Source organism: Acinetobacter ursingii DSM 16037 = CIP 107286, assembly GCF_000368825.1.
Classification (GTDB): domain Bacteria; phylum Pseudomonadota; class Gammaproteobacteria; order Pseudomonadales; family Moraxellaceae; genus Acinetobacter; species Acinetobacter ursingii.
Genome location: NZ_KB849711.1, coordinates 246,663 through 269,976 on the forward strand (window position 1 = coordinate 246,663; position 23,314 = coordinate 269,976).

General features: G+C 42.2%; 18 protein-coding genes. 7 read left to right on the forward strand and 11 right to left on the reverse strand.

The window, feature by feature from the left end; translation table 11 throughout:
* The first annotated feature begins 18 nt into the window (after positions 1–18).
* The gene (gene ahr / locus F944_RS02185) at positions 19–1,041 is read left to right on the forward strand and encodes an NADPH-dependent aldehyde reductase Ahr (RefSeq protein WP_004986117.1); all 1,023 of its coding nucleotides are present in this window, start codon (positions 19–21) and stop codon (positions 1,039–1,041) included.
* 55 nt (positions 1,042–1,096) lie between these two features.
* Here ahr and F944_RS02190 read toward each other — a convergent pair whose 3' ends face one another.
* On the reverse strand, positions 1,097–2,512 hold the full coding sequence (locus F944_RS02190) for an aminotransferase-like domain-containing protein (protein ID WP_004986119.1): 1,416 nt from the start codon (positions 2,510–2,512) through the stop codon (positions 1,097–1,099).
* Positions 2,513–2,602: 90 nt separating this feature from the next.
* Between F944_RS02190 and F944_RS02195 the strand changes: the two genes are divergently transcribed.
* Complete coding sequence (locus F944_RS02195; protein WP_004986121.1) at positions 2,603–2,944, forward strand: hypothetical protein; 342 nt, start codon at positions 2,603–2,605, stop codon at positions 2,942–2,944.
* Here the strand turns inward: F944_RS02195 and F944_RS02200 are convergent.
* Positions 2,939–3,847 (reverse strand): LysR family transcriptional regulator, encoded by a 909-nt coding sequence (locus F944_RS02200; protein WP_004986124.1) that lies wholly within the window; start codon positions 3,845–3,847, stop codon positions 2,939–2,941. The two genes, F944_RS02195 and F944_RS02200, sit on opposite strands and share 6 nt — an antisense overlap.
* 192 nt (positions 3,848–4,039) lie before the next feature.
* Between F944_RS02200 and F944_RS02205 the strand changes: the two genes are divergently transcribed.
* Positions 4,040–5,218: an MFS transporter gene (locus tag F944_RS02205; RefSeq protein ID WP_004986126.1), complete on the forward strand. Its 1,179-nt coding sequence runs from the start codon at positions 4,040–4,042 to the stop codon at positions 5,216–5,218.
* Positions 5,219–5,248: 30 nt separating this feature from the next.
* Here F944_RS02205 and F944_RS02210 read toward each other — a convergent pair whose 3' ends face one another.
* From F944_RS02210 to F944_RS02235, 6 genes are all read right to left on the reverse strand, one after another.
* Complete coding sequence (locus F944_RS02210; RefSeq protein ID WP_004986129.1) at positions 5,249–5,902, reverse strand: START domain-containing protein; 654 nt, start codon at positions 5,900–5,902, stop codon at positions 5,249–5,251.
* Between the two features lie 47 nt (positions 5,903–5,949).
* Positions 5,950–6,771 (reverse strand): 4-hydroxy-tetrahydrodipicolinate reductase, encoded by an 822-nt coding sequence (dapB, locus tag F944_RS02215; RefSeq protein WP_004986131.1) that lies wholly within the window; start codon positions 6,769–6,771, stop codon positions 5,950–5,952.
* Positions 6,772–6,896: 125 nt separating this feature from the next.
* Positions 6,897–8,012, reverse strand: coding sequence for a molecular chaperone DnaJ (dnaJ, locus tag F944_RS02220; RefSeq protein ID WP_004986133.1), 1,116 nt, complete (start codon positions 8,010–8,012; stop codon positions 6,897–6,899).
* 105 nt (positions 8,013–8,117) lie between these two features.
* Entirely contained in the window at positions 8,118–8,495 is a 378-nt protein-coding gene (locus F944_RS02225; protein WP_004986136.1) for a hypothetical protein, read from the reverse strand.
* Positions 8,496–8,629: 134 nt separating this feature from the next.
* Positions 8,630–11,764, reverse strand: coding sequence for an efflux RND transporter permease subunit (locus F944_RS02230; protein ID WP_004986137.1), 3,135 nt, complete (start codon positions 11,762–11,764; stop codon positions 8,630–8,632).
* On the reverse strand, positions 11,761–12,867 hold the full coding sequence (locus tag F944_RS02235; RefSeq protein ID WP_004986138.1) for an efflux RND transporter periplasmic adaptor subunit: 1,107 nt from the start codon (positions 12,865–12,867) through the stop codon (positions 11,761–11,763). Before F944_RS02235 ends, F944_RS02230 begins: the two co-directional genes overlap by 4 nt.
* A gap of 150 nt (positions 12,868–13,017) precedes the next feature.
* On the opposite strand from F944_RS02235, the gene F944_RS02240 reads away from it, so the two are divergent.
* From F944_RS02240 to F944_RS02255, 4 genes are all read left to right on the forward strand, one after another.
* Positions 13,018–13,635, forward strand: coding sequence for a TetR/AcrR family transcriptional regulator (locus F944_RS02240; RefSeq protein WP_004986140.1), 618 nt, complete (start codon positions 13,018–13,020; stop codon positions 13,633–13,635).
* Positions 13,636–13,796: 161 nt separating this feature from the next.
* On the forward strand, positions 13,797–16,481 hold the full coding sequence (ppc, locus tag F944_RS02245) for a phosphoenolpyruvate carboxylase (RefSeq protein WP_004986142.1): 2,685 nt from the start codon (positions 13,797–13,799) through the stop codon (positions 16,479–16,481).
* 313 nt (positions 16,482–16,794) lie between these two features.
* The gene (locus F944_RS02250; RefSeq protein WP_004986144.1) at positions 16,795–18,090 is read left to right on the forward strand and encodes a solute carrier family 23 protein; all 1,296 of its coding nucleotides are present in this window, start codon (positions 16,795–16,797) and stop codon (positions 18,088–18,090) included.
* A 119-nt stretch (positions 18,091–18,209) separates the two neighbouring features.
* Positions 18,210–19,118 carry a LysR family transcriptional regulator gene (locus tag F944_RS02255; protein WP_010588978.1) on the forward strand — a complete coding sequence of 303 codons (909 nt, stop codon included), beginning with the start codon at positions 18,210–18,212 and terminating at the stop codon, positions 19,116–19,118.
* Here F944_RS02255 and F944_RS02260 read toward each other — a convergent pair.
* The 3 genes from F944_RS02260 to F944_RS02270 all read right to left on the reverse strand — a co-directional run bounded on the left by F944_RS02260 (position 19,115) and on the right by F944_RS02270 (position 23,170).
* Entirely contained in the window at positions 19,115–19,846 is a 732-nt protein-coding gene (locus tag F944_RS02260) for a sulfite exporter TauE/SafE family protein (protein WP_004986152.1), read from the reverse strand. The genes F944_RS02255 and F944_RS02260 overlap by 4 nt on opposite strands.
* 241 nt (positions 19,847–20,087) lie before the next feature.
* Positions 20,088–20,972: an amino acid ABC transporter substrate-binding protein gene (locus tag F944_RS02265; RefSeq protein WP_004986155.1), complete on the reverse strand. Its 885-nt coding sequence runs from the start codon at positions 20,970–20,972 to the stop codon at positions 20,088–20,090.
* Between the two features lie 878 nt (positions 20,973–21,850).
* Positions 21,851–23,170: an NAD(P)/FAD-dependent oxidoreductase gene (locus F944_RS02270; RefSeq protein ID WP_004986156.1), complete on the reverse strand. Its 1,320-nt coding sequence runs from the start codon at positions 23,168–23,170 to the stop codon at positions 21,851–21,853.
* Positions 23,171–23,314 lie beyond the last annotated feature (144 nt).

Below are 23,314 nucleotides of genomic sequence, written 5' to 3' on the forward strand. Positions count from 1 at the left end.
TATACAAGGACATACAGCATGAGCAACAACGTCATTCACGCTTACGCAGCAATGCAAGCAGGCGAGCCACTGGTTCCCTATCAATTCGATGCAGGTGAATTACAACCACATCAAGTAGAAATCAAAGTTGAATATTGTGGTCTTTGTCATTCCGATATTTCAGTCATCAATAATGAATGGCAATCATCTCAATATCCTGTCATCGCAGGACATGAAGTCATTGGAACTATTACTCAACTGGGCAGTGAAGCCAAAGGCTTAAAAGTCGGGCAACGAGTTGGCTTGGGTTGGACGGCGGAAAGCTGTCAATCTTGTGATCAATGTATAAGTGGTCAGCAAGTGTTGTGTACTGGCGAACATACCGCGACTATTGTCGGCCATGCAGGCGGGTTTGCCGATAAAGTTCGTGCTGGTTGGCAATGGGTCATTCCTCTACCTGATGATCTAGATCCGACTAGCGCAGGACCATTGCTCTGTGGCGGCATCACCGTATTTGATCCGATTTTGAAACATCAGATTCAGGCTATTCACCATGTTGCTGTGATTGGAATCGGTGGCTTAGGTCATATGGCAATTAAACTGCTTAAAGCATGGGGCTGCGAAATTACCGCATTTACTTCTCATCCAGATAAGACGGATGAACTTAAAGCAATGGGTGCAGATCATGTGGTGAATAGCCGTGATGATGCCGCACTGAAAGCACAACGTGGTAAGTTTGATTTATTACTTAGTACCGTGAATGTGACACTGAACTGGAATGCCTATTTAAATACATTGGCGCCAAATGGCACGGTTCATTTTCTAGGTTTGGTGTTAGAACCCGTCGCGGTGCCTGTCGGCGCGTTAATTAGTGGAGCAAAGTCAGTTACAGGCTCACCAACCGGTTCTCCTGCTGCACTGCGCCAGTTATTAAAATTTGCTGCACGTAAAAATATTGCCCCGCAGATTGAGCTTTATCCTATGTCCAAACTCAATGATGCAATAGAACGTTTGCATTCAGGTCACGCGCGTTATCGTATCGTGTTAAAAGCAGATTTTTAAATCAGTTATTTTGCAGGCAAGTTCTGATACGACTTGCCTGAAGTTTTAATCAATATCAATCCACTGCCTGTTTCACCCACTCCGCCAGAAACAAAATCGCTTCTTGTAACTGCGGCGTCAGCGCATGTCCAGCATTCAGCCGTACAAAGTGCTGATAACGCTCATCCTCTCCAAATACCACGCCCGGTACAATATTAATCTGATGCTGTTGGGCTGCCAGATACAAAGCCAAACTATCAATCTTTTGAGGAAGTTCCAACCACAAGGCATAGCCCCCCTGTGGTTGACTTAGACCGATATTCAACGGTGCAAATGCCTTTAAAATATATCGACGATATTGTTCAACCTGTTGCATCAACTGAGGTTGTAAACGGCTTAAATGGTTACGATATTCCCGACTATAAATAAAGTCTGCCAAACCCAGTTGTAGCGGCGTATTGACACTGATATTGGCTGAATAGAATTCAGGATACATCGCTTTTAATTGCCCACCAATACAAAACCAACCCACACGATACGCTGTAGACAATGACTTTGACACCGAACCAACCCAGACCACATAGCCGTGTTGATCCCAATATTTAATCGGTAAGGGTCGCTGCCCCTGATAACTACACTCGGCATAAATATCGTCTTCTAAGATAATACAGTGATATTGTGCAGCCAATTGCGCAATTTTCTGTTTATCAACATCACTCAAAACGTATCCCAAAGGATTCTGAAAATTAGCCGTTAGCAGACATAATTTTGGCCGATGCTCTGCCATCGCCTGCTCTAAACGGACTAAATCAATCCCTGTTGCATCGGCAGGTGTTTCAATAATACGGCGCTTTAAGCCTGCGATCAGTTGTAATTGTCCATTAAAGGTGGGGGTGGGAATAAGAATACTGTCGCCTTGTAAACTGAGTTGCTGAATTAACAGGGCGAGTGCTGGCATACAACCATTAGTGATAAAAATATCTTGAGGGGCAATGTACATTCCATCTTCCCGCCAATGCGCGGCCAAAGCCTCACGCAAATGCAGATGCCCCTGTCGATTACAATATAAAAAGTCTTCAGGTTTACAGTGTTTAAGTGCTCGCTGAATAGAACGGCGTAAAGGCTCGATGGGAACCAGTTGAGGACTCAACTGTATCGCACCAAAGGGAGCTAAATGAGGCTGAATAGAAGCCTCCTGAATCTGATTTTGCAATAATAAATTAGTGACGGCACGAGGTCTGGATTCAAAACTCGGACTGGTCGGTAAGCGACTACTCAGCTTTGGCGCTTTAACGAAATAGCCAGATTTCGGCTTAACTTCAATTAATCCCTGTGCTTCCAGCAATTCATAACAACGTTGTGCGGTACTTATACTAACCTGATGCTGATCTGCAAAATCACGTAATGAACTCAATTTTTGCTGCGGCAAAAGCTGTTGCTGATAAATCTTGTTCGCGATCTGCTGTGCTAAACGCTGATAATGAAACTGCATATCTGTACTGCTTTTTTATCAAAATCTGTATCTGTCATGGTCTATACAATCCAATTATGCTCTAAAAAGCAACCACCATGAGATAAGTTCATGAAAAAATTATGCTTTATGCTGAGTATAGGTCTACTACTGAGCGCATGTCAGCCTTTAAGTGCTGAAAAACAGCAACAGGATTTTATTTGTCGCAGTATGATTCAAGGCTATCTGAAAATACAGCAGTATACTGAATACAAATTATGGTCGGTGGATATGCAGCGCCCAAAACTGTTTCGTTATATTTATCGACCAGTGACCGACAATGGCATGATGATCGGCGCACTAAAAAATCAGGCATTAAACTTTGACTGTATTCAGGACCAGATGACATTTCGTTTACGATTGAAACCCAAGCAAAGCTTAATGGAATTTCAGCTCCCTCAAGCAAAACTATGATGCCACAGCCGTTGAAAATTGCTGGCTCAACTCATCTGCCAAAAACTCAATAAATAAACGTACCCGTTTTGGCAGATGTTTTTGTTGATAATACACCGCATGAATATGCTGGTACTGTAATTCAATCTGATCTTCAAACAAAGCAACTAAACGCCCTGCCTCTAAATCCTGCCAGATTTCATATTCTGATAATCGCGCAATACCATGACCCGCCAAGGTCAGTTGTCTGACTGTTTCACCACTAGACGCCTTGATTTTCGGAGAAACTATCACATAGTCATCGCCTATTTTTAAGGGCCATGTATTTAAGTAAACGGGTTTGCTAAATCCCACCAATTGATGTTGTAAGAGTGATTGTGGTGTCTGGGGAATACCCGCCTGCTCCAAATAATCGGGGCTTGCCACAATATATAACCGTGATTTACATACCAATTTGGCATGTAGACTCGAATCATGTAATGCGCCAAAACGAATCGCAACATCGGTTTTATGCTGCAATAAATCGATGACCTGCTCATTGCTATTTAGCTCGATCTCAATTTTGGGATAGCGTTGCATAAATTTTTGCATCAGCGGAGCAAGCACATGTAAAACAAAGGGTGTTGCTGAATCAATCCGAATCAGACCAGAAGTATCACTGTCAGATTTCAGTAATGCATCTTCCGCTTCGGCCAATTCTGCCAAAATTGAACGCGCTTTATCTAAAAATAAACGACCTTCTTGTGTCAGTTTCAACTTACGAGTGGTTCGCTCAAGTAATGTGACCTGTAGTTTCTTTTCTAATCGATTGAGCGCACGACTCAAACCTGATGGGGTTTGCTGAAGCTGCTCTGCCGCTGCCACAATTGAGCCTGTATCAACAATACTTATAAATGCGATCAATTCTTCGATGGTAGATTTCATAGGCTGTTATTCGTGATTCCTAGTCAATAATATTTTGCTTACTCCAGTATTTTTTCGCAACAATGTTCAGCACAAAATACATGCCCAATCTTGATCAGTCTTGATGCAGATCATTTCTTCATTGATAAGGCGCTTAAGCATGCAGATTGCATATTTACCCCCCCTTATGACGACAATCTTAGGAAGATCCTCATGAACCGCAATTTACCCTTGTTGGCTTTAGCAATTGGTGCATTTGCGATCGGCACCACTGAATTCTCTCCGATGGGATTATTGCCCAATATTGCTCATGATTTGGGTGTCAGTATTCCTCGCGCTGGTCTTTTGATTACAGGTTATGCTATGGGGGTGATGCTTGGTGCGCCGATCATGACTTTATACTTTGGACACTTTTCACGACGTAAAGCACTCATTTTACTGATGTCATTATTTACACTGGGCAATTTACTCGCTGCAATTGCACCAAACTATTGGAGTCTAATGATTGCCCGACTCATCACCAGCCTTAATCATGGCGCTTTTTTTGGTATTGGTTCCGTAGTCGCAGCTAGTGTCGTGCCCGTACATAAACAGGCCAGTGCAGTAGCTGCCATGTTTATGGGGCTTACCCTTGCCAATATTGGTGGTGTACCTTTGGCGACATGGCTCGGTCAAAATATTGGCTGGCGACTGTCTTTTTTGGCAATCTCCACCCTCGGTTTAGTCACCATGTGGTCGTTATATCAAGCGTTGCCCAAGGCTGCTCCAGCCCAACGTCCAGATGTTAAAGCAGAGTTAAAGGTACTAATACAACCTTCCGTCCTCATGGCATTGTTGACGACTGTGCTCGGAGCTAGTGCCATGTTCACTTTATATACCTATATCGCCCCAGCACTCACTTATTTTAATCAGGCCTCACCGACTTTCATTACGCTAATGCTAGTGTTAATCGGGGTTGGTTTTTCGATTGGAAATCACTTGGGTGGTAAGTTGGCAGATCTTGCACTCAATAAAACCCTGATAGGATTTTTTAGTCTGCTCGTTATCGTCATGCTCTGTTTTCCCTGGTTGGCGCAGACACAACTGGGAGCAGCTTTCGGTCTGACGCTATGGGGAGTTGCAGCTTTTGGGCTAGTTCCACCCGTCCAAATGCGGGTCATGAAAATGGCTCATGCGGCACCTGGACTGGCTTCATCAATTAATGTGGGCGCATTTAATCTGGGCAATGCCATTGGCGCTGCGGTCGGTGGTTTAGTGCTCAGTTTAGATCTGGGTTATGTCGCTGTTTGTTTTGCTGGTGCAGGATTGGCAGGGCTCGGCTTAGTCTTGATTTTGCTACAGATACAACGCAATAAATCAACGATTCGAACCAAGCAGCAATGTTCAGCTTAATAGAGAAAGTGCCCCTTATGGGCACTTTACTTATTTTAAAATATCAGGCAATTTTGCCGAAAAGTTTGTGGGCTTTTGTAGTTCCATTTTCATTTTCATCAACATTTGATAAGGCTGTTGCTGCACAAACATATTCACGAAACTCAAGGGGATCGATCCACCTGGGTCAGCATAGCCACTGGTGCTGACCTTCACCCTATTGGCTCCAAGTTTTTGGAAAGTCCAGTCGCCTTCATATTTATTTAAACGAATTCGGTCTTTTTGCGCAGGATAATAACCCGTCATCGCATTGTTTTTAATACTAATGATACCTGCGCTGGTTTTGGACATTTTGCCTTTCACCACCAAATCCCGATCTTTTAATGGAAATGGAAAATCAAGCACCATATACAGTATGAACTCCCCCTTTTTGTCATCACGTGATAACACTTTGGTTTCACTGACATAAGGTACCCATTTCGATGCATATTCTACATTGAGAATCAGTCCAACAGCCTGCTCAATGGAAACATCAAATGTCGTTTCTGCTTTGTACTGAATGACAGGATTATTTGCAGTCTGATAGGTCCAGACCTTAATATTATTCTTGTCTAAGCTTAGTTTAGCTTCAGTTGCAGGTCCTGCATGCACTATGAGACTACTCAGGCTCAAAGTGCATGCCAACATCCATGATTTATTATTCATTTTATTCTCAAATCGATTTTATTTTTTAGCGGTGATGACGGTTGCAATTACACCTGAATGTCATTAAATCCCAGTACATCTTTCATATCGTATTTATGTGCTTCACGACCCACGACCCATGCCGCAGCACGTACTGCACCCGCTGCAAAATTCATACGACTGGTAGCTTTATGGGTAATTTCAACCCGTTCCCCTTCACCAATAAACATAGCTGTATGTTCACCGACAATATCTCCACCACGAATAGTTTGAAAACCAATGCTTTGACGTTCCCGTGGTCCTGTATGACCCTCACGACAGTAAACAGCATCCTGTTTCAGGTCACGCCCTAAAGTCTCTGCAATCGCCTCGCCCATCATCAGGGCAGTACCCGATGGTGCATCGACTTTATGACGATGATGCGCTTCAATAATTTCAATATCAACGCTATCCCCAAAGACTTTAGCTGCAAGTTCTAATAGCTTAATGGAAACATTGACACCAACCGAATAATTAGCAGCATACACCACAGGCGTTTGAGTAGCAGTATCATTCAATAATTGTTTTTGTGCATCGGAAAAGCCTGTGGTGCCAATCACCATCGCCACACCAGCTTCAGCACATAGCTTCAAATGCTGTTCAGTGGCTGATGGTGCGGTAAAGTCAATCACGACATCACAGTCTGTTAATACATCTGCCAAACTGCCAGCGACCTTGACGCCTATATGACCCATCCCTGCCAGCTCACCTGCATCGCTGCCCACTAAACTACTTTCTGGACGTTCGACCGCCGCGGCCAACTGATAGCCTGCCTGTTGTACGGCTTGAATCAGGGTGCGCCCCATACGACCACCTGCGCCCAATACACCAATGCGTGGAGATGCTGACATAATCTGTTCCTAAATCATTAAAAGCGTTGACAATGCGATCTACTATACCAAACTCTTATCGCTCGCTAAAATTTAAGCATAAAAAAATCTGCCAAATGGGCAGATTTTTTTGCAATCAACTTGAATTAATCAAATAAACGATCGAAGAAAGATTTTTTCTTGGATGATGCGCTATGTTCATCACCATCCAGTGTCGCTTGTAGTTCTTTCAGCAACTCACGCTGACGGCTGGTAAGATTCACTGGAGTTTCCACCACGATACGGCAGAGTAAATCCCCAACCATACTACTACGTACTGGACGTACACCTTTGCCACGTAAACGGAACAATTTACCTGTTTGAGTGCCTTCTGGAATTTTTAAGCTAACACGACCTTCAAGCGTTGGAATTTCAATCTCTTTACCCAAAGCAGCATCGGCAATACTAACAGGCACATCCATATAAAGGTCTGCACCATCACGTTGGAACACGTCATGCTCACGCACTACCACTTCCACGTATAGATCACCCGCCTGACCATCACGTACTGCTTCGCCCTTACCTGTTAAGCGAACGCGATCGCCATTGTCGACCCCTGCTGGAATCGTCACTTCTAGGGTTTGTTGACGGTCTTTTACCCCTGAACCATGGCAGCTATTACATGGATTTTTAATGATTTTACCCTGTCCACGACAAGTGCTACAGGTTTGCTGAACCGAGAAGAAGCCCTGCTGCATACGCACTTGACCTGTACCATGACAGGTTTTACAGGTTTCAACATCATTTGGATTTTTAGAACCCTTACCATCACAGACATCACACGGTGCTGGTGCAGTAAAGGTAATGGTTTTTTTGACACCACGAACCGCTTCTTCGAGGGAGAGTTCCATCACGTAACGTAGGTCGGAACCACGGCGTTGGCGTTGTTGCTGACGGCCACCGCCACCAAATGCACCGCCAAAGATATCGCCAAACTGACTGAAAATATCTTCTGCACTAAAACCACCAAAGCCGCCACTACCGCCGCCATAGCCACCTTCAAAGGCATTATGACCCATACGGTCATACATGCTGCGCTTTTCGCCATCGGACAGTACTTCATAAGCTTCGGAAGCTTCTTTAAACTTTTCTTCAGCTTCTGCGTTATCGGGGTTACGATCTGGATGATACTTCATCGCCAACTTACGATAGGCTTTTTTGATCTCATCATCACTCGCGGTTTTCGAAACGCCTAAAACCTCATAATAATCTCGTTTAGCCATATCTGGCGACGCTCCTCACGGAATTTAAAATATACTTAACCTGCGACTAAGTTGGGGGTTTTAGTCGGATTTACAAGGGGGGAAACTGAAAAAAATTAGAATTTTCTAAAAAACAGCTTTGTTTCTCGCATATTTTGCAAGGCCTTTAATCCAAGCGTTCAACAAATATAACCAAGCAATGGCTGAAAATACTACACCGGCAATCGCACATGCCGTTACCCAGAGTGCGCTATTCCAAACGAAGAAAATCAAAGGGATAAACCATAAAGCCGCAAATACAGCCAGCATCAGAAACATCACCACGCTACGCATAATCCACAGCGCATGTGTATGAATCCAGACCTCAGCACCGTCAATCATGGCAATTTTACGTGCAAGGAAATAAGCAATCACGGCAAAAAGAATCGTAAACAACCCCAGAAACATGCACACATAAGATGCTGCAATGTAACGGCGATGCTGTACTAGATTGTTCTGCCCCATGTACTTTTAACCTCAACTCACAGTCTTCACCTTATCTTTTTATGCGGTGAAATTCTGCTGTCATTTTTTGTCTTAACAATAAGATGCTACTATATTGAAATTTTCAATATTTCGCATCTTTTATTCGTAAAAAATTATGACAAATTTGTTGCTCTTTTCACTTTAAACCATGCTGCATACAATGCAGGCAAGAAAAACAGGGTTAAAAAGGTCGCAACAATCAATCCACCCATAATTGCAACTGCCATCGGACCAAAGAAAATACTGCGTGATAATGGGATCATAGCCAATACGGCAGCAAGTGCAGTCAATAAAATCGGGCGGAAACGGCGGACTGTCGCATCAATGATTGAAGTCCACGGATCGTGCCCTGCTGCAATATCCTGTTCAATCTGGTCAATTAAAATCAGTGAATTACGCATGATCATTCCTGATAACGCAATGGTGCCGAGCATCGCAACAAAACCGAAAGGCTTATTGAGCAACAATAAAAATAGCGTCACGCCAATGAGTCCGAGTGGCGCGGTTAAAAACACGATGATAGAACGTGAGATACTTTTCAATTGAATCATCAATAAAGTCATCACCACCGCTAAAAATAACGGCATGCCTGCATTGACTGAACTTTGTCCTTTAGCAGATTCTTCAACCGTTCCGCCAACTTCTACCAGATAGCCATTAGGTAGCTGCGCACGTAATTGATCCATCTTTTCTGACAGCTGATCGACCACGGTCGCAGGCTGTAAATGGCTACGAATATCGGCGCGGACAGTAATGGTTGGCAAGCGATTACGATGCCAGATCAGACCATCTTCAAACTTGTATTGGATTTTGGCAATTTGGGCGAGGGGTATGCTATTGCCGTGACTGGTCGGAATGGCAAGACTGGATAATGAAGCGACATCGACCCGCTCCTTTTGGTCGCCACGTAAACGAATTTCAATCAATTCACGTTTTTCACGATATTGATTAATCACCGCACCAGTAATCGAACTATTTAAAAAGTTGGCCAAATCCTGACTGCTTACGCCCATTTGACGCGCTCGATCCTGATCGATATTCAGCTCAATGATCTTGCTTGGCTCTCCCCAATCCAGATGCACATTGGTGGTATTTGGATCTTGCCCTACGATTTTCGCTACTTTCTGGGCCCATTCACGGACTAAATTAATATCCTCTCCAGACACTCGATATTGCAATGGATAGCCGACTGGAGGCCCATTTTCCAACAATGACACTCGTGTTCTGACCTGAGGTAATAGTTTCTTGATTTGTGTATCCAGAGATTTACGAATTTCATCGCGATCATCCAGGGAAGACGCTAACACCACAAACTGAGCAAAACTGGCTTGTGGTAGTTGTTGATCGAGCGGCAGATAAAAACGTGGCGAGCCTGTCCCAACATAGGCCACATAATTATCAATCCCCTTTTGCTGGGCAAGGAATTGCTCGACCTTTTTTACCGCCTGTTCGGTGGCAGTGAGTGATGCACCCTCTTCCAGTTTTAAATCGACTAAAATTTCAGCACGATTCGATGGCGGAAAGAACTGCTGCGGAACCAGTTTAAATAACAGGACGGAGCCAATGAAAATTAAAACCGTCGTAATAATCACTGTTTTACGATAGCTCACGCAAGTTTCGACCATTTTACGAAAGCGTAAATAAAAGGCACTTTGATAGGGATCATGGCTTTCACCTGCATGATGTTGAACAGGCTGAGGCGCAGGTTGATGGCGTAACCTTGCCCAAAGTCGCTGATACCAAGGCGCAGTTTGTTGCATCTTGCTAAAATCTGGCAGTAACTTTTCCCCCAGATAAGGTACAAAAAGTACCGCCGCAAACCACGACACAATCAAGGCAATGGTCACCACCTGAAAAATCGAACGGGTATATTCACCGGTACTAGAGTTGGCTGTAGCAATGGGTAAAAAACCTGCCGCAGTAATCAAAGTACCCGTCAGCATCGGAAAGGCGGTGGTTTTCCATGCAAAGCCTGCGGCTTTGATACGGCTATAGCCCTGCTCCATTTTGATTGCCATCATTTCGACTGCAATAATGGCATCATCTACCAATAACCCTAGTGCGAGAATCAAGGCCCCCAGTGAAATTTTATGCAGTCCGACATCAAACAGATTCATACCAGCAAAGGTCATGGCCAACACCAGTGGAATGGACAACGCCACCACCAATCCTGTACGGAAACCTAGCGAGAAAAAACTGACCAACAATACGATGATCACAGCTTCGGTCAAAACTTTAATAAATTCATGAATACTACGTTGTACAGCAACAGGCTGATCCGATACTTTTTTGAGTTGCATGCCAAGCGGCAAGGTCTTTTGTAAATGATCAAATTCACTTTGTAGATTTTTGCCGAGCGCAATAATATCTCCACCCTTACGCATCGATACGGCAATGCCAATACCGTTTTCTCCCATAAAACGCATGCGCGGTTGGGCGGGTTCGCTAAAACCACGATAGACCTCTGCGACGTCTCCCAATTGTATGGTTCGATTGCCGATCAATAACGGCATATGCTTAAGATCATCAACGTTTTGTAATGCGCCTGTGACCCGAATCTGAATGCGGTCTGTGCCTGTTTCAAAGAAACCTGCATTATTAATACTGTTTTGTTTTTGCAATGCCTCTTGAATCACAGTCACAGGAATTCCAAGCTGTGCTGCTTTGGTATTGGACAGTTCAATCCAGATTTTTTGATCCTGCAAGCCCACCAACTCGACCTTGCCCACATCCTTGACGCGTTGCAATTGTAATTGCAAACGATCAGCATATTCTTTCAACACGGCATAGTCGTAGTCTTTGCCTGTCAGTACATAGATATTGCCAAAGGTGTCACCAAATTCATCATTAAAAAATGGCCCTTGTACGCCAGCGGGGAGTTGCTGTTTGATGTCTCCTACTTTTTTACGTACGTTATACCAGACATCTGGAATCTGATCGGACTTGAGCGAATCTTTGGCAACAAAAGTTACCATCGATTCACCCGGTCTGGAATAGGCCATGATTTTTTCATACTGACCTGTGGTCATCAGTTCTTTTTCAATGCGATCTGTGACTTGTAAAGACACTTCCTGTGCCGTCGCACCTGGCCAATAGGTTTGAACTACCATCACTTTAAAGGTAAAAGGTGGATCTTCACTTTGTGATAATTTTGAGTAAGAAAAAATCCCCACAATGGCCAAGAGCAACATCAGATATAAAATGATGCCTTTATTGTTCAGCGCCCATTCGGATAAGTTAAACTTCATGGCTTCGCTCCTGAGGCAATTTGCACAGGACGATTGTCACGATCGATTGGATGAATTTTTTGTTGTTCATGCAATAGATGGACACCACCTACCACCACGTAATCATTGGCGTTTAGACCCGACAATACAGGAACACTATCGCGTCCATAAGCACCTAAGCTCACCGCAACCTTATGAATGGTCTGATTCGGATTAACCACCCAAACGTAGGCTTGTTGATGATTTGCAGAAACACTGGATAAAGGCACACTGAGGACATCGTGCTGGGTATTGTTAAAAAATACACGGGCACTTTGTCCAAGTTGAATGGAAGGCTGAGCTTCACGTAATGCGACTTTGACACTAAAGGTACGCGATTGATCTGCCGCAGGCGATATTTCACGGACATAAGCGGCATACTTTTGTTCAGGCTGTGACCACAAAGTGATCCATGCAGGTTGCCCTACTTTTAGTTCAGTCATCGCCTGTTCAGGAGCGCCAATGACCACTTCACGATCGCCATCAATCGCCAGTTGATAAGCCGCTTGTCCCGCCGCAACCACTTGCCCGATTTCAATTTCGCGCTGGGTAATTACGCCGTTTTTATTGGCAATCAGTTGGTTATATCCTGTCTGATTGGCTGCAACTTCATAATTGGAACGAGCCTGTTGTAAACTGGCCTGCGCTGCATCATTTTGATTTTTGATGCTGTCAAATTGAGAGCGACTCACGGCATTTAAAGGCAAAAGTTGTTGAAAGCGTTTTAATTCTTCACTGGCGATTTTTGCCGAAGACTGGGCGCTTTCAAGTTGGGCCTTAGCGGCATTCATTTGTAACTGGGCATCTTTTACGTCCAGCCTGGCCAAGACTTGCCCAACTTTGACCCGATCACCTACATCCACATAACGCTGAGTAATCTGTCCGTCCACCCGAAAAGCCAAAGCCGTTTGCTGACGCGCCTGTACTTCGCCTGCATAGCTTTTCTGTTCATTCATGCTCGCTGAGGGTTGTGTCACCATGACATAAGGAATTTGTTCTGCTTCAGGCGCTTGCTGATTACACCCACCCAATGTAATTAGACATACTACCCATATACTTAAACTTGTCAGTTTTATCGCGGTCATAACCCTTCGCTCTTATTCAAATTTGTTTTTTAAGGCACAATATAAGCAGTATCTTAATTTGTTTGTTTTTTAATTAATATACCCAACGGTACATTAATTATATAAAATGAGATAAGTTTTTATTTTTTAAATTTATTTAAGAGATTTTTTGTGCAAAATACGATTGGTCGACCAAAAGATCTGGAAAAAAGAGCCCATATTTTAGAGGCAGCAAAGGCACTTTTATTAAAACAGGGCTATCACGGCTCCAGTATGAACCAGATTGCCAAAGATGCTGGTGTGACCAAGCTCACGGTCTATAATCATTTTCAGGATAAAGAAAGTCTATTTACCTGTGCCATTCAGGAAACCTGCGCAGAATGCATTTCCGAACAACACTTTTGTTTAACCGCACAGAGTGATTTTTTACAAGTATTTTCAGACGTTTGTGAGTGCACGCTGAAGATGATTTATTTACCAGAAGCGATCAAACTTGAACATGTGTTACTTGAGCTTGCTGCCGAAAAAAGTCCGTTGGCTCAACATTTTTTTGAGGCTTCCCATCAACCGCTTTTTGATGCGTTATGTGAATTTTTCACTCAGGCAGCCAGTTTAAAATTGATTCGTCAGGATAATCCCCTTAAACAAACAGAACTGACATTGGCACTGTTATTGGGTATTCGACATCATCAGGTTTTACTCGGTATTACTGACGTGCCTTCTAACGAAGAAATTGGCGATATTGTGAATGATGCCATCGGAATTTTTATGTTGAAATATCAGGTATAGACCTTTGGCGTATTGTGACCGATGCCATTTTTTGCATCTGCGTTGGTTCTTGTATAAGTGTTAATTTTTTAAACAATAATTCATATATTTTTACGCTCTAGACTTGGAATGTCATTGAATCGGGGTATAGTCAAAAGAACCAAAGCAGGAGAGCTAACGCCATGATTCAACAAATTGATGCTCCTTTACGTGAGGACGTGCGTCTACTGGGTAATTTACTGGGAGAAACCCTGAAACAGCACGCAGGACAAGATTTGTTTAATCAGGTTGAGCAAATTCGCGCCCTCGCCAAAGGTGCACGTGATGGTCATGCAGAAGCCGAAAAAAAGCTGGAACAACTTTTCTGGGGGCTTAAGGATGAAGAAATCCTGCCATTAACCCGTGCCTTTTCGCAATTTCTTAATTTTGCCAATATTGCAGAACAATATAATGTAGTGCGTAGCCGTCGTCGCAGTGAGTTTGATGAAAATGCACCCTCACCAAATCCACTGGTACACTTATTTACCAAATTTAAAGAGCGGCAGATTTCAGCACAACAACTATTTGACCAAATCTGTCAGCTTAAAATTGAACTGGTATTGACCGCGCATCCAACCGAAGTTAGTCGCCGTACCCTCATTCAAAAATATGACGATATCAATGAAGATCTGGCACGACTGGATCAGCAAAAATTAACGCCGCGTGAACGTCAGGCAGTGTTAAATAATCTTAAAGAATTGATCTGTTCAGCTTGGCAAACCGATGAAATTCGTCATAACCGTCCAACCCCTGTAGACGAAGCCAAATGGGGTTTTACCACCATCGAACAAACCTTATGGAATGCGGTTCCCAAGTTTGTACGTGAACTGAATGAACTGGTTCAAGCACATTGCGAAAACTCATTACCACTAGAAATTGCACCGATTCGTTTTGCCTCTTGGATGGGCGGTGACCGTGATGGCAATCCAAACGTGACTCACAGCGTTACACAAGAAGTCTTGTGGTTATCACGCTGGCAAGCCGCAGATTTATATCTACGTGATATCGAAGATTTACGTTGGGAGCTGTCTATTCAGGCTTGTTCGGATGAGCTGAAACAGGCTTTAGGCTATGAACATCCTGAACCGTACCGCGAATATTTACGTGACACCCGCCAACGCCTTAAAGCGACACGACACTGGTTGGCACAAAAGTTACAAGGTTTTGAAGCCGATGATAGCCAGATTATCCAGACCAAAAGTGAATTGCTTGAGCCATTATTGCTGTGCCATCGCTCGCTGATCGAATCGAATTTACCAGAAATTGCCAATGGTAAATTACTGGACTTTATCTATCGGGTAAATTGTTTTGGTATTGAACTACTCAAACTGGATATTCGTCAGGAATCAGGGCGACATCGTCAAGCCATCTCAGCGATTACGGAATATTTGGGATTAGGTAATTTTGAATCGTGGACAGAACAGGCTCGGCAAAACTTTTTAATTCAGGAATTACAAAGTAAGCGTCCGTTACTTCCACGACATTTGGACGAACCACAAGATAGCCTGATTCAACATCCTGATGTCAAAGAAGTGTTTGCGACCATGCAGACCTTAGCCGCTCAACCCCCTGAAAGTTTGGGTGCTTATATTATTTCGATGGCGGAATATGCCAGTGATGTACTCGCAGTATTACTGCTACAAAAAGAAGCGGGCATTTTGCATCCTCTGCGTGTGGTGCCATTATTTGAAACCCTGAAAGATCTGGACGGCGCAGCAGCGACCATGAATACACTGTTCAATATGCCGTGGTACAAACAGCATATTCATGGCAAGCACGAAGTCATGATTGGCTATTCAGATTCGGCCAAAGATGCAGGTTTTATGTCGGCGAACTGGGCGCAATATCGCGCACAGGAAGAATTGACTGCCGTTGCGAAACAACACGGAATTCAACTTACCCTGTTTCACGGTCGTGGCGGTTCGATCAGTCGTGGGGGCGCACCGACACAGCAAGCGCTCTTTTCACAGCCACCTGGTTCTATTTCTGGGGCTATTCGTGTGACTGAACAAGGCGAAATGATTCGTTTTAAATTTGGTCTGGAAGAAGTTGCCTTACAAAATCTGGAAATTTATACCGCGGCAACGCTTGAAGCGACCTTATTACCACCTCCTATTCCTAAACAGGAATGGCGCGAACTGATGCATCAAATGACCGATATTTCGGTGCAGGTCTATCGTGAAACTGTGCGTGAAAATCCTTATTTTGTGCAATATCTGCGTACCGTTACACCAGAGCTTGAATTACAAATGTTGCCATTAGGCTCGCGTCCTGCTAAGCGTAAAGTCAGTGGTGGAATTGAGTCGCTTCGTGCAATTCCATGGGTATTCGCATGGACACAAATTCGTCTGATGTTACCTGCATGGTTGGGGACTGGCGCCGCGATTAATCAGATTATTGATGCAGGCCAAAAACAGACATTGGACGAAATGTTACATGAGTGGCCGTATTTCCAAACCCTTATCGATATGCTGGAAATGGTATTGTCCAAATCGGATGGCAGTATTGCCCTGTATTATGAGTCGCATTTGACTCAGGATGAAAATTTAAAAGCACTAGGTACTGAACTACGCCAACGTCTGAAAGATGCAGTCCAGACCTTACTTGCCATGAAAGGTGAATCCAAGTTACTCAGCAATAATGAAGTGCTGGATCAAGCCATGCGTGTGCGCAAAACCTACTTGCTTCCGCTACATCTGCTACAGGCAGAACTCATGAAACGGCGTAGAAGTTATTTAAATGTTGAACAGGCTGAACATACTCCTGTTGATCACGCGTTAATGGTCAGTATTGCGGGCATTGCAGCAGGGCTGCGTAATACAGGCTAAAGTCATTTTTTAAATAGTATGTAGGCCATTTTTCTTTAATAAGAGATTGCCTACATGCATTTAGCCCCTGCATGTTTACAATTTTTTCGCTCACATTTAAATATGTGGTCAGATCTGATCCTCTATTTTTCTTATAAATTCATGTCCTCAATCTTCTGATATATCTTTGAGTTAAATTTTCCATAAATTTACCATTTGGTAAAAATAAAAGATAAATCAAATGCCTTACTTTACCAGTTGCTCAGAAATCAATTAAACCATCATCAAAGAAAGAGTATGATGTGCGCCAGCTAAAACAATTAGAGTTTATTTTATGTCCACTTGGTTTCCAAAATGGCGTCCGTATCAAGGGCAGATTGATCATCGTCCTGTGGCGACCGATGAGTACCTTCCACCTGCTCAAAGTGCAGTTTTAGGTATTCAACATGCATTTGCCATGTTCGGTTCGACCGTATTGGCTCCGTTACTTATGGGCTTTAACCCAAATCTTGCGATCCTGATGTCAGGCATCTGTACCATCTTATTTTTCTGTATGACAGGCGGTCGTGTTCCGAGTTATCTGGGTTCGAGCTTTGCATTCATTGGTGTTGTAGCGGCTGCGACAGGCCATATCACAGGTTCAGGTGCAAATCCGAATATTAGCGTTGCACTCGGTGGTATTGTCGCCTGTGGTGTGATTTATGCGATTATTGGTTTTATGGTCATGCTGACAGGAACGCGCTGGATTGAAAAATTGATGCCACCTGTCGTTACGGGTGCTGTGGTCATGATTATTGGTTTAAATTTGGCACCTGTGACTGTAAAAGCAGTGGCTGGTCATCCATTTGATATGTGGATGGCGCTGATTACAGTTTTGTGTATGGGCATTATCGCGGTATTTACACGCGGGCTATTACAGCGACTGTTGCTTTTAATTGGTCTACTGATCGCTTATCTGATTTATGCGATTGCCACCAATGGTCTTGGGTGGGGTCAAGCGATTGACTTTTCACAAATTTCGGCTGCACCGTGGTTTGGTTTACCCAGCTTAACTGCACCTACCTTTCAAACCAATGCCATGCTGATTATTGCACCTGTTGCCCTCATTTTAGTGGCTGAAAATCTGGGACATATCAAAGCAGTCGGTGCCATGACAGGTGAAGACTTAACTCCTTATCTGGGTAAGGCTTTTGTCGCTGATGGGATCGCCACGACATTGTCAGGTAGTGTAGGCGCGCCAGGCATGACCACCTATGGTGAAAATATTGGGGTCATGGCAGTCACTCGTGTTTATTCCACTATTGTCTTTGTGATTGCAGGGATCTTTGCAATTTTCCTCGGATTATCGCCTAAATTTGGTGCGGTGATTAGTACCATTCCAAGCGCCGTGCTGACAGGTGCTTCAATTGTGGTCTTTGGTTTAATTACCATTGCAGGGGCAAAAATCTGGCTTGAAAACAAAGTTGATTTTTCCAACAACAAAAATCTGATTGTTGCTGCGGTCACGATTATTTTGGGTGCAGGTAACTTTGAACTCATGTTTGGCAACTTCAATTTAGGCGGAATCGGCACCGCAACGTTTGCGGCGATTTTACTCAATTGGTTATTTGGTCTAAAAGATAAAAGCTAAAATATTCATTTTTGAATCTTCAAGCAGCCATAAGGCTGCTTTTTTTATGAAATTAAATCTTGAATCAAGCATTTTTGGTTATCATGACTTTGTCATGCTTAATACTCACTGAATGGCTTATGCGCTTTGATTTTTTTGATCTTCAACTTTTTTTACATGTGGTGGATACAGGCAGTCTGACTAAAGGGGCTGAACGTTCAGCTATTTCTTTACAGGCAGCCAGTGAACGCATTAAAAAACTCGAACGACATTTTCACAGCGCCTTGTTTATTCGTCATGCGACAGGCGTTGAATTGACGATTTCAGGTCAAACCCTATTACAACATGCACAATATCTGATCTATGGACTCGACGCATTAGAACAAGAGATGCAGACTTTCCAGCGTAAAACCACACAGCAAGTGACTTTATGGTGTAATTCATCTGCACAAAGCGAATATTTACCCATGTTATTGCCCAAATATCTGATCGAACATGCACAACTTCAGATTGAATTGCATGAAGCAGAGAGTAATGACATTATTGCTGCATTACAAAAAGGTCAGGCAGAACTAGGACTGATTTCCAGTTTTTTTGCCCCAAATGATGCATTGGAAACACACGTTTTTGCTGAAGATCCATTGGTCTTTATTTGCGCACCAGATCATCCCTTAGCCACACATCGACAATTGAATTTTGCAGCAATTTTAAAGGAAGATTTTATTGGGCTTTTGGCACATCATTCATTACAACAATCGATCGAAACGCAAGCCAAACATCTTCATCACCAACTGCACTATCGTTTACGCTTACCTAGCTTTAGTGCGATGGCTCAAGTGGTCGCCAATGGTGTCGGTGTCGCGATTATGCCGCTTCGTGCTGCTTCACATTTACAAAAACTTTATGCTTTTTCTACAATTGCGCTCACAGGTGCATGGGCAAATCGCAAATTACTGTTAGCTGCTCGTCATTTTTCTAATCTTTCTCCAAGCTATCAAGATTTTGCCCAGTTCTTACTCGAAAATAAACCTCAGCCCATGAACGCTTAATGTACAACCATGTAAGCACCCAATAAAATCAGTCCAATAAAGAAAAAACGGCGAAAACGTTGCTCAGGTATGCGATAACGTAATTTTTGCCCAAGCCACATCCCGAAAACTGCTGGAATCACTGCGATCCATGCCAAACGATAATCAATCGGCATAGTTCCTGTGGAGTGCAGTTGTAAATAAATAGCCAGACAGATCGTCGATAAGGTGAAAACCAAACCTAATGACTGTACCAAATCATCCCGTTTCAAACGCAAAGACTGCAAATAAGGCACCGCTGGAATAATAATGACACCTGTTGAAACAATTAAAGCGCCCCCCAAATAACCAATAATGGGCGATAACCATTTTTCATAAGGTGCGAGATTGGGGAGTTGTTTCACCCATAAACCATATAGACCATATACGATCAGCATCCCACCCAATAAAACCTCGCTGGTTTTACCTGTCGCCTGACTTAAAGTCGGTAAAAAACTAAATACAGTGCCGATAATAATCCCAAGTAACAACAACCAAAAACGTTGAATCAGGCTCCAGACCCGACCTTCGGCAAACAATTGCCAAAAATTCGTAATCATGGAGGGAATAATCAGCAAAGAAGCCGCCTGAAATGGTGCAATCACAAGGGTCAGCAATCCCATTGCGACGGTAGGCAGTCCCAAACCCAAGGCACCTTTGACCATGCCTGCTAACATAAATACCATGATGACTAAAGCCAACATTTCCATCAGCAACGGACTCTGTAATTTGAACAAGATTATGCTAATGGAGTCAGGTAAAAGTTCCTATTCATGTTTTTGGTAGATGGGCTCAAGCAAAGATTGAGGCTATATGATGAAAGCCAAAATAAAAAACCATTGCTTTTTTGCAATGGTTGATAAATTTGAAAATTAACACTATGAATTAAAAAATACAGTCAACAGCGCAACACGTACTCAATTCAGGTCAATATTCACTTTCAATTTAGTCTCAAATACCCACATCATTTGGTTTAGCTTTTAATGCTTTATAAGAGCCGCTTGGCGCCAAATTTAAGTTTATATTTTTAGGTGGAATTGGCGACTGGAACCATTTCTTATAAAGTTGATCCATTTGACCAGATTTCCACATCTGATTGACCACGCCATCAGTAATACTTTTGAGTTGAGGATCAGTTTTGGCAAACATGATGCCATAAGGCTCAGAAGACAAAGTAGGACCGACAATTTCATAATCTTTAGGATTCGCAGACTTGGCAATTAAACCTGCAAGACCAATATCATCGTTTACAAAGGCTGCTGCGCGACCTGAAGATAGCATTGAAAATGCATCGGCATGATCTTTCCCACCTAATGAAATAATCTTGATATTCGCTTTTTTAGCACTCATTTTTAAATATTTTTCAGGATTTCCCCCTTGTACAGTCACGACAGCTTTGCCATTTAATTGCTTTAAGGTTTGAATATTCGATGTTTTTTTAACTGCCATACGAACATCAGCCACATAATAACTGGTAGAAAACGCCACTTGTTGCTGACGTTGTTTATTATTGGTGGTCGTTCCACATTCAATATCAATATTTCCCGCTAAAACCTCTGGAATACGACTCGTAGAATTGACAGCTTTGTATTCAATTTTTAATTGTGGAGTTTTAAGTTGTTTTTTAATTTCTGTCACCACATTGTGACAAATATCAAGTGCATAGCCAACGGGTTTACCATTTGCGATATAAGAAATAGGATCCGCTGATTCACGATAACCGAGGGTAATCGAACCTTTTTGCTTAATTCTGTCTAGCACTTCGCCTGCAAAAATATGTGGCGCCATAGTTAAAAGTACGATTGGGGCGAATACGAACTGAAGATGTTTTAACATGAAATATCCCTTATAAAAAAATCGTTTTGATTGCTGCATCAATTAATAACTATAGACATGCTTTTAAAACCTAAAAGATTTGTTTAAAGCAAAAAATATAGTGTTATTTTCATAATTTTATAAAAATAACAAAATTTAAAATAAATATAGCAATTAATATGCCACGGCCATGATTTAAAACAAACAAATCCATCTGGTCTTAAATCAATAACAGCTTTAATTTAATACAGATTCAAATTAAATAAAAGTATTATTTTTAGACATTAAAATTATTTATAAAAATATTAAAATTAAATAATATCAATAATTTAAATAAAAAATTTATTTCTTTAACAAACAACATGAATAATAGTAAATTAAATACATTACTTTTTTCTGATATTAAGCAACAATCGAAACCACAATTTAAATACTATTTAATTATCACTGTGATACTGAAAAAATATTAAATAAATTTTAAAACCATTCTATTTTAATTATTAAATTTATTAATCTGACGTATAAAAAATCAAATACCCCCGATTTTAAATACATCTATTTATAAGTGAAAAATAGTTTGAGTTAATTTCGTTTTATACAAATTATTTAAATTTAAAAAACGATATGACATTGTTGTTACTGAATTATTTTTAAAAATAAAACAGCTATAAAGATGCAGGCAATAGCAACTCATGCGTGTTTGAAAATTCAGATTAGATCAAGAAAAGGTGTTTTTTCAGGATGTATTTTGATTGAAAGTTTAGTGTTTAATGTCTGTGATTTTTCACAAATACAGCATGCGCAGCAATCTCTATGACAAGCGAGCATATAGATCACTTGTCATAGGAAAGTGGTTTAAATTAGATGATGCATCAAAAAGATTTAGCTGTTGCCCAGCATTAGTGCATTTTAAGTTTCGGTGATGCAGTTTTAGAGAGCAAATCCGTCATCATCATCAAAGTGGTTTTAAATACGCCATGTAATGCAACTTGATGGAAACGATAAAGTGATACATACATCATCCGCGCCATAAAGCCTTCAACATTGATGTTATTAAAAATACTGCCGACACTACTATGTTCACTCAAGGAAATCAGTGAGCCTTTGTCCTTGAACTGAAACTGCCCCAATGGTTTTTGATTCAGTCGATTTTCCAGTGCTTTAGCCAGAAATATGGCTTCCTGATTGGCGACTTGCGCACGTGGTGGCACAGGTCGTTCTTGACCCTCAGGGATGTAGCAAGCGCAGTCGCCCATCGCAAAAATATTTTCGTCACGTGTGGTTTGTAAGCTTGGACGGACCACTAACTGATTAATACGATTGGTTTCCAGTCCAGCTATATCTTTCAGAAAATCTGGGGCTTTAATCCCTGCTGACCAGACTTTCAATGTCGCACTAACCTGTAAATCTCCTTCACACCAAACTTTATCGGCATCAATATGCGTAACCCGACAATTTGTCAGAACTTTTACGCCAATGTCTTCAAGTTCTTTCTGGGCACGTTCAGAGACACGTTCATTCAATGCAGGCAGAATGCGCGGCGCAGCTTCAATTAAACTAATATTGACATCTTTGGGATCAATACTGTTCAGTCCATATTTAGAAAATTCATTGGCTGCATGATGTAACTCAGCCGCCAATTCAACACCTGTTGCCCCTGCGCCAATAATTGCAATATTCAAATCATTCTGATGGCGATGCATCAAATGATTGGCTTGGGCTTCCAGATACATACTTAAAAATTCGCGCTGAAAACGATCAGCCTGCGGGCGTGAATCCAAAAAGATACAATGTTCCTTAGCACCTGAGGTGCCAAAATCATTGGAGGTGGAACCAATCGCCATCACTAAAGTGTCATAACCTATGCGTCGTTCAGGTGCAATGTCCTTGCCTTCTTCATCGCGTAGAACATCCAATACAATTTCTTGAGTTTGACGATCGATATCTTTTAAGCGGCCTAGAAAAAATTCAAAATGATGTTGATTGGCATGGGCAAAATAGTTCAACTCATCTTCATAAGAGTTTAATGTTCCTGCTGCGACCTCATGTAACAAGGGTTTCCAGATATGCGTCAAAGCAGCATCGACTAAAATAATCTCCGCTTTGCGACGTTTTCCCAGTGTGTTACCTAAACGTGTGGCAAGTTCCAGACCTCCAGCGCCGCCACCCACAATAACAATACGATGCAATTTTAAATCACGATTTGATGTGGTCATCATAAGAGAACTCCAATTTTCTTATGAATACCAACTGTTGCAATTTGTATTCATAAGAAAAATATCATTCATTATGTACACAAATATTTAGCATAAAAAACATACCTTTTTCCAACGTCAGGTACGATTTTTGTTGAACAATTTACC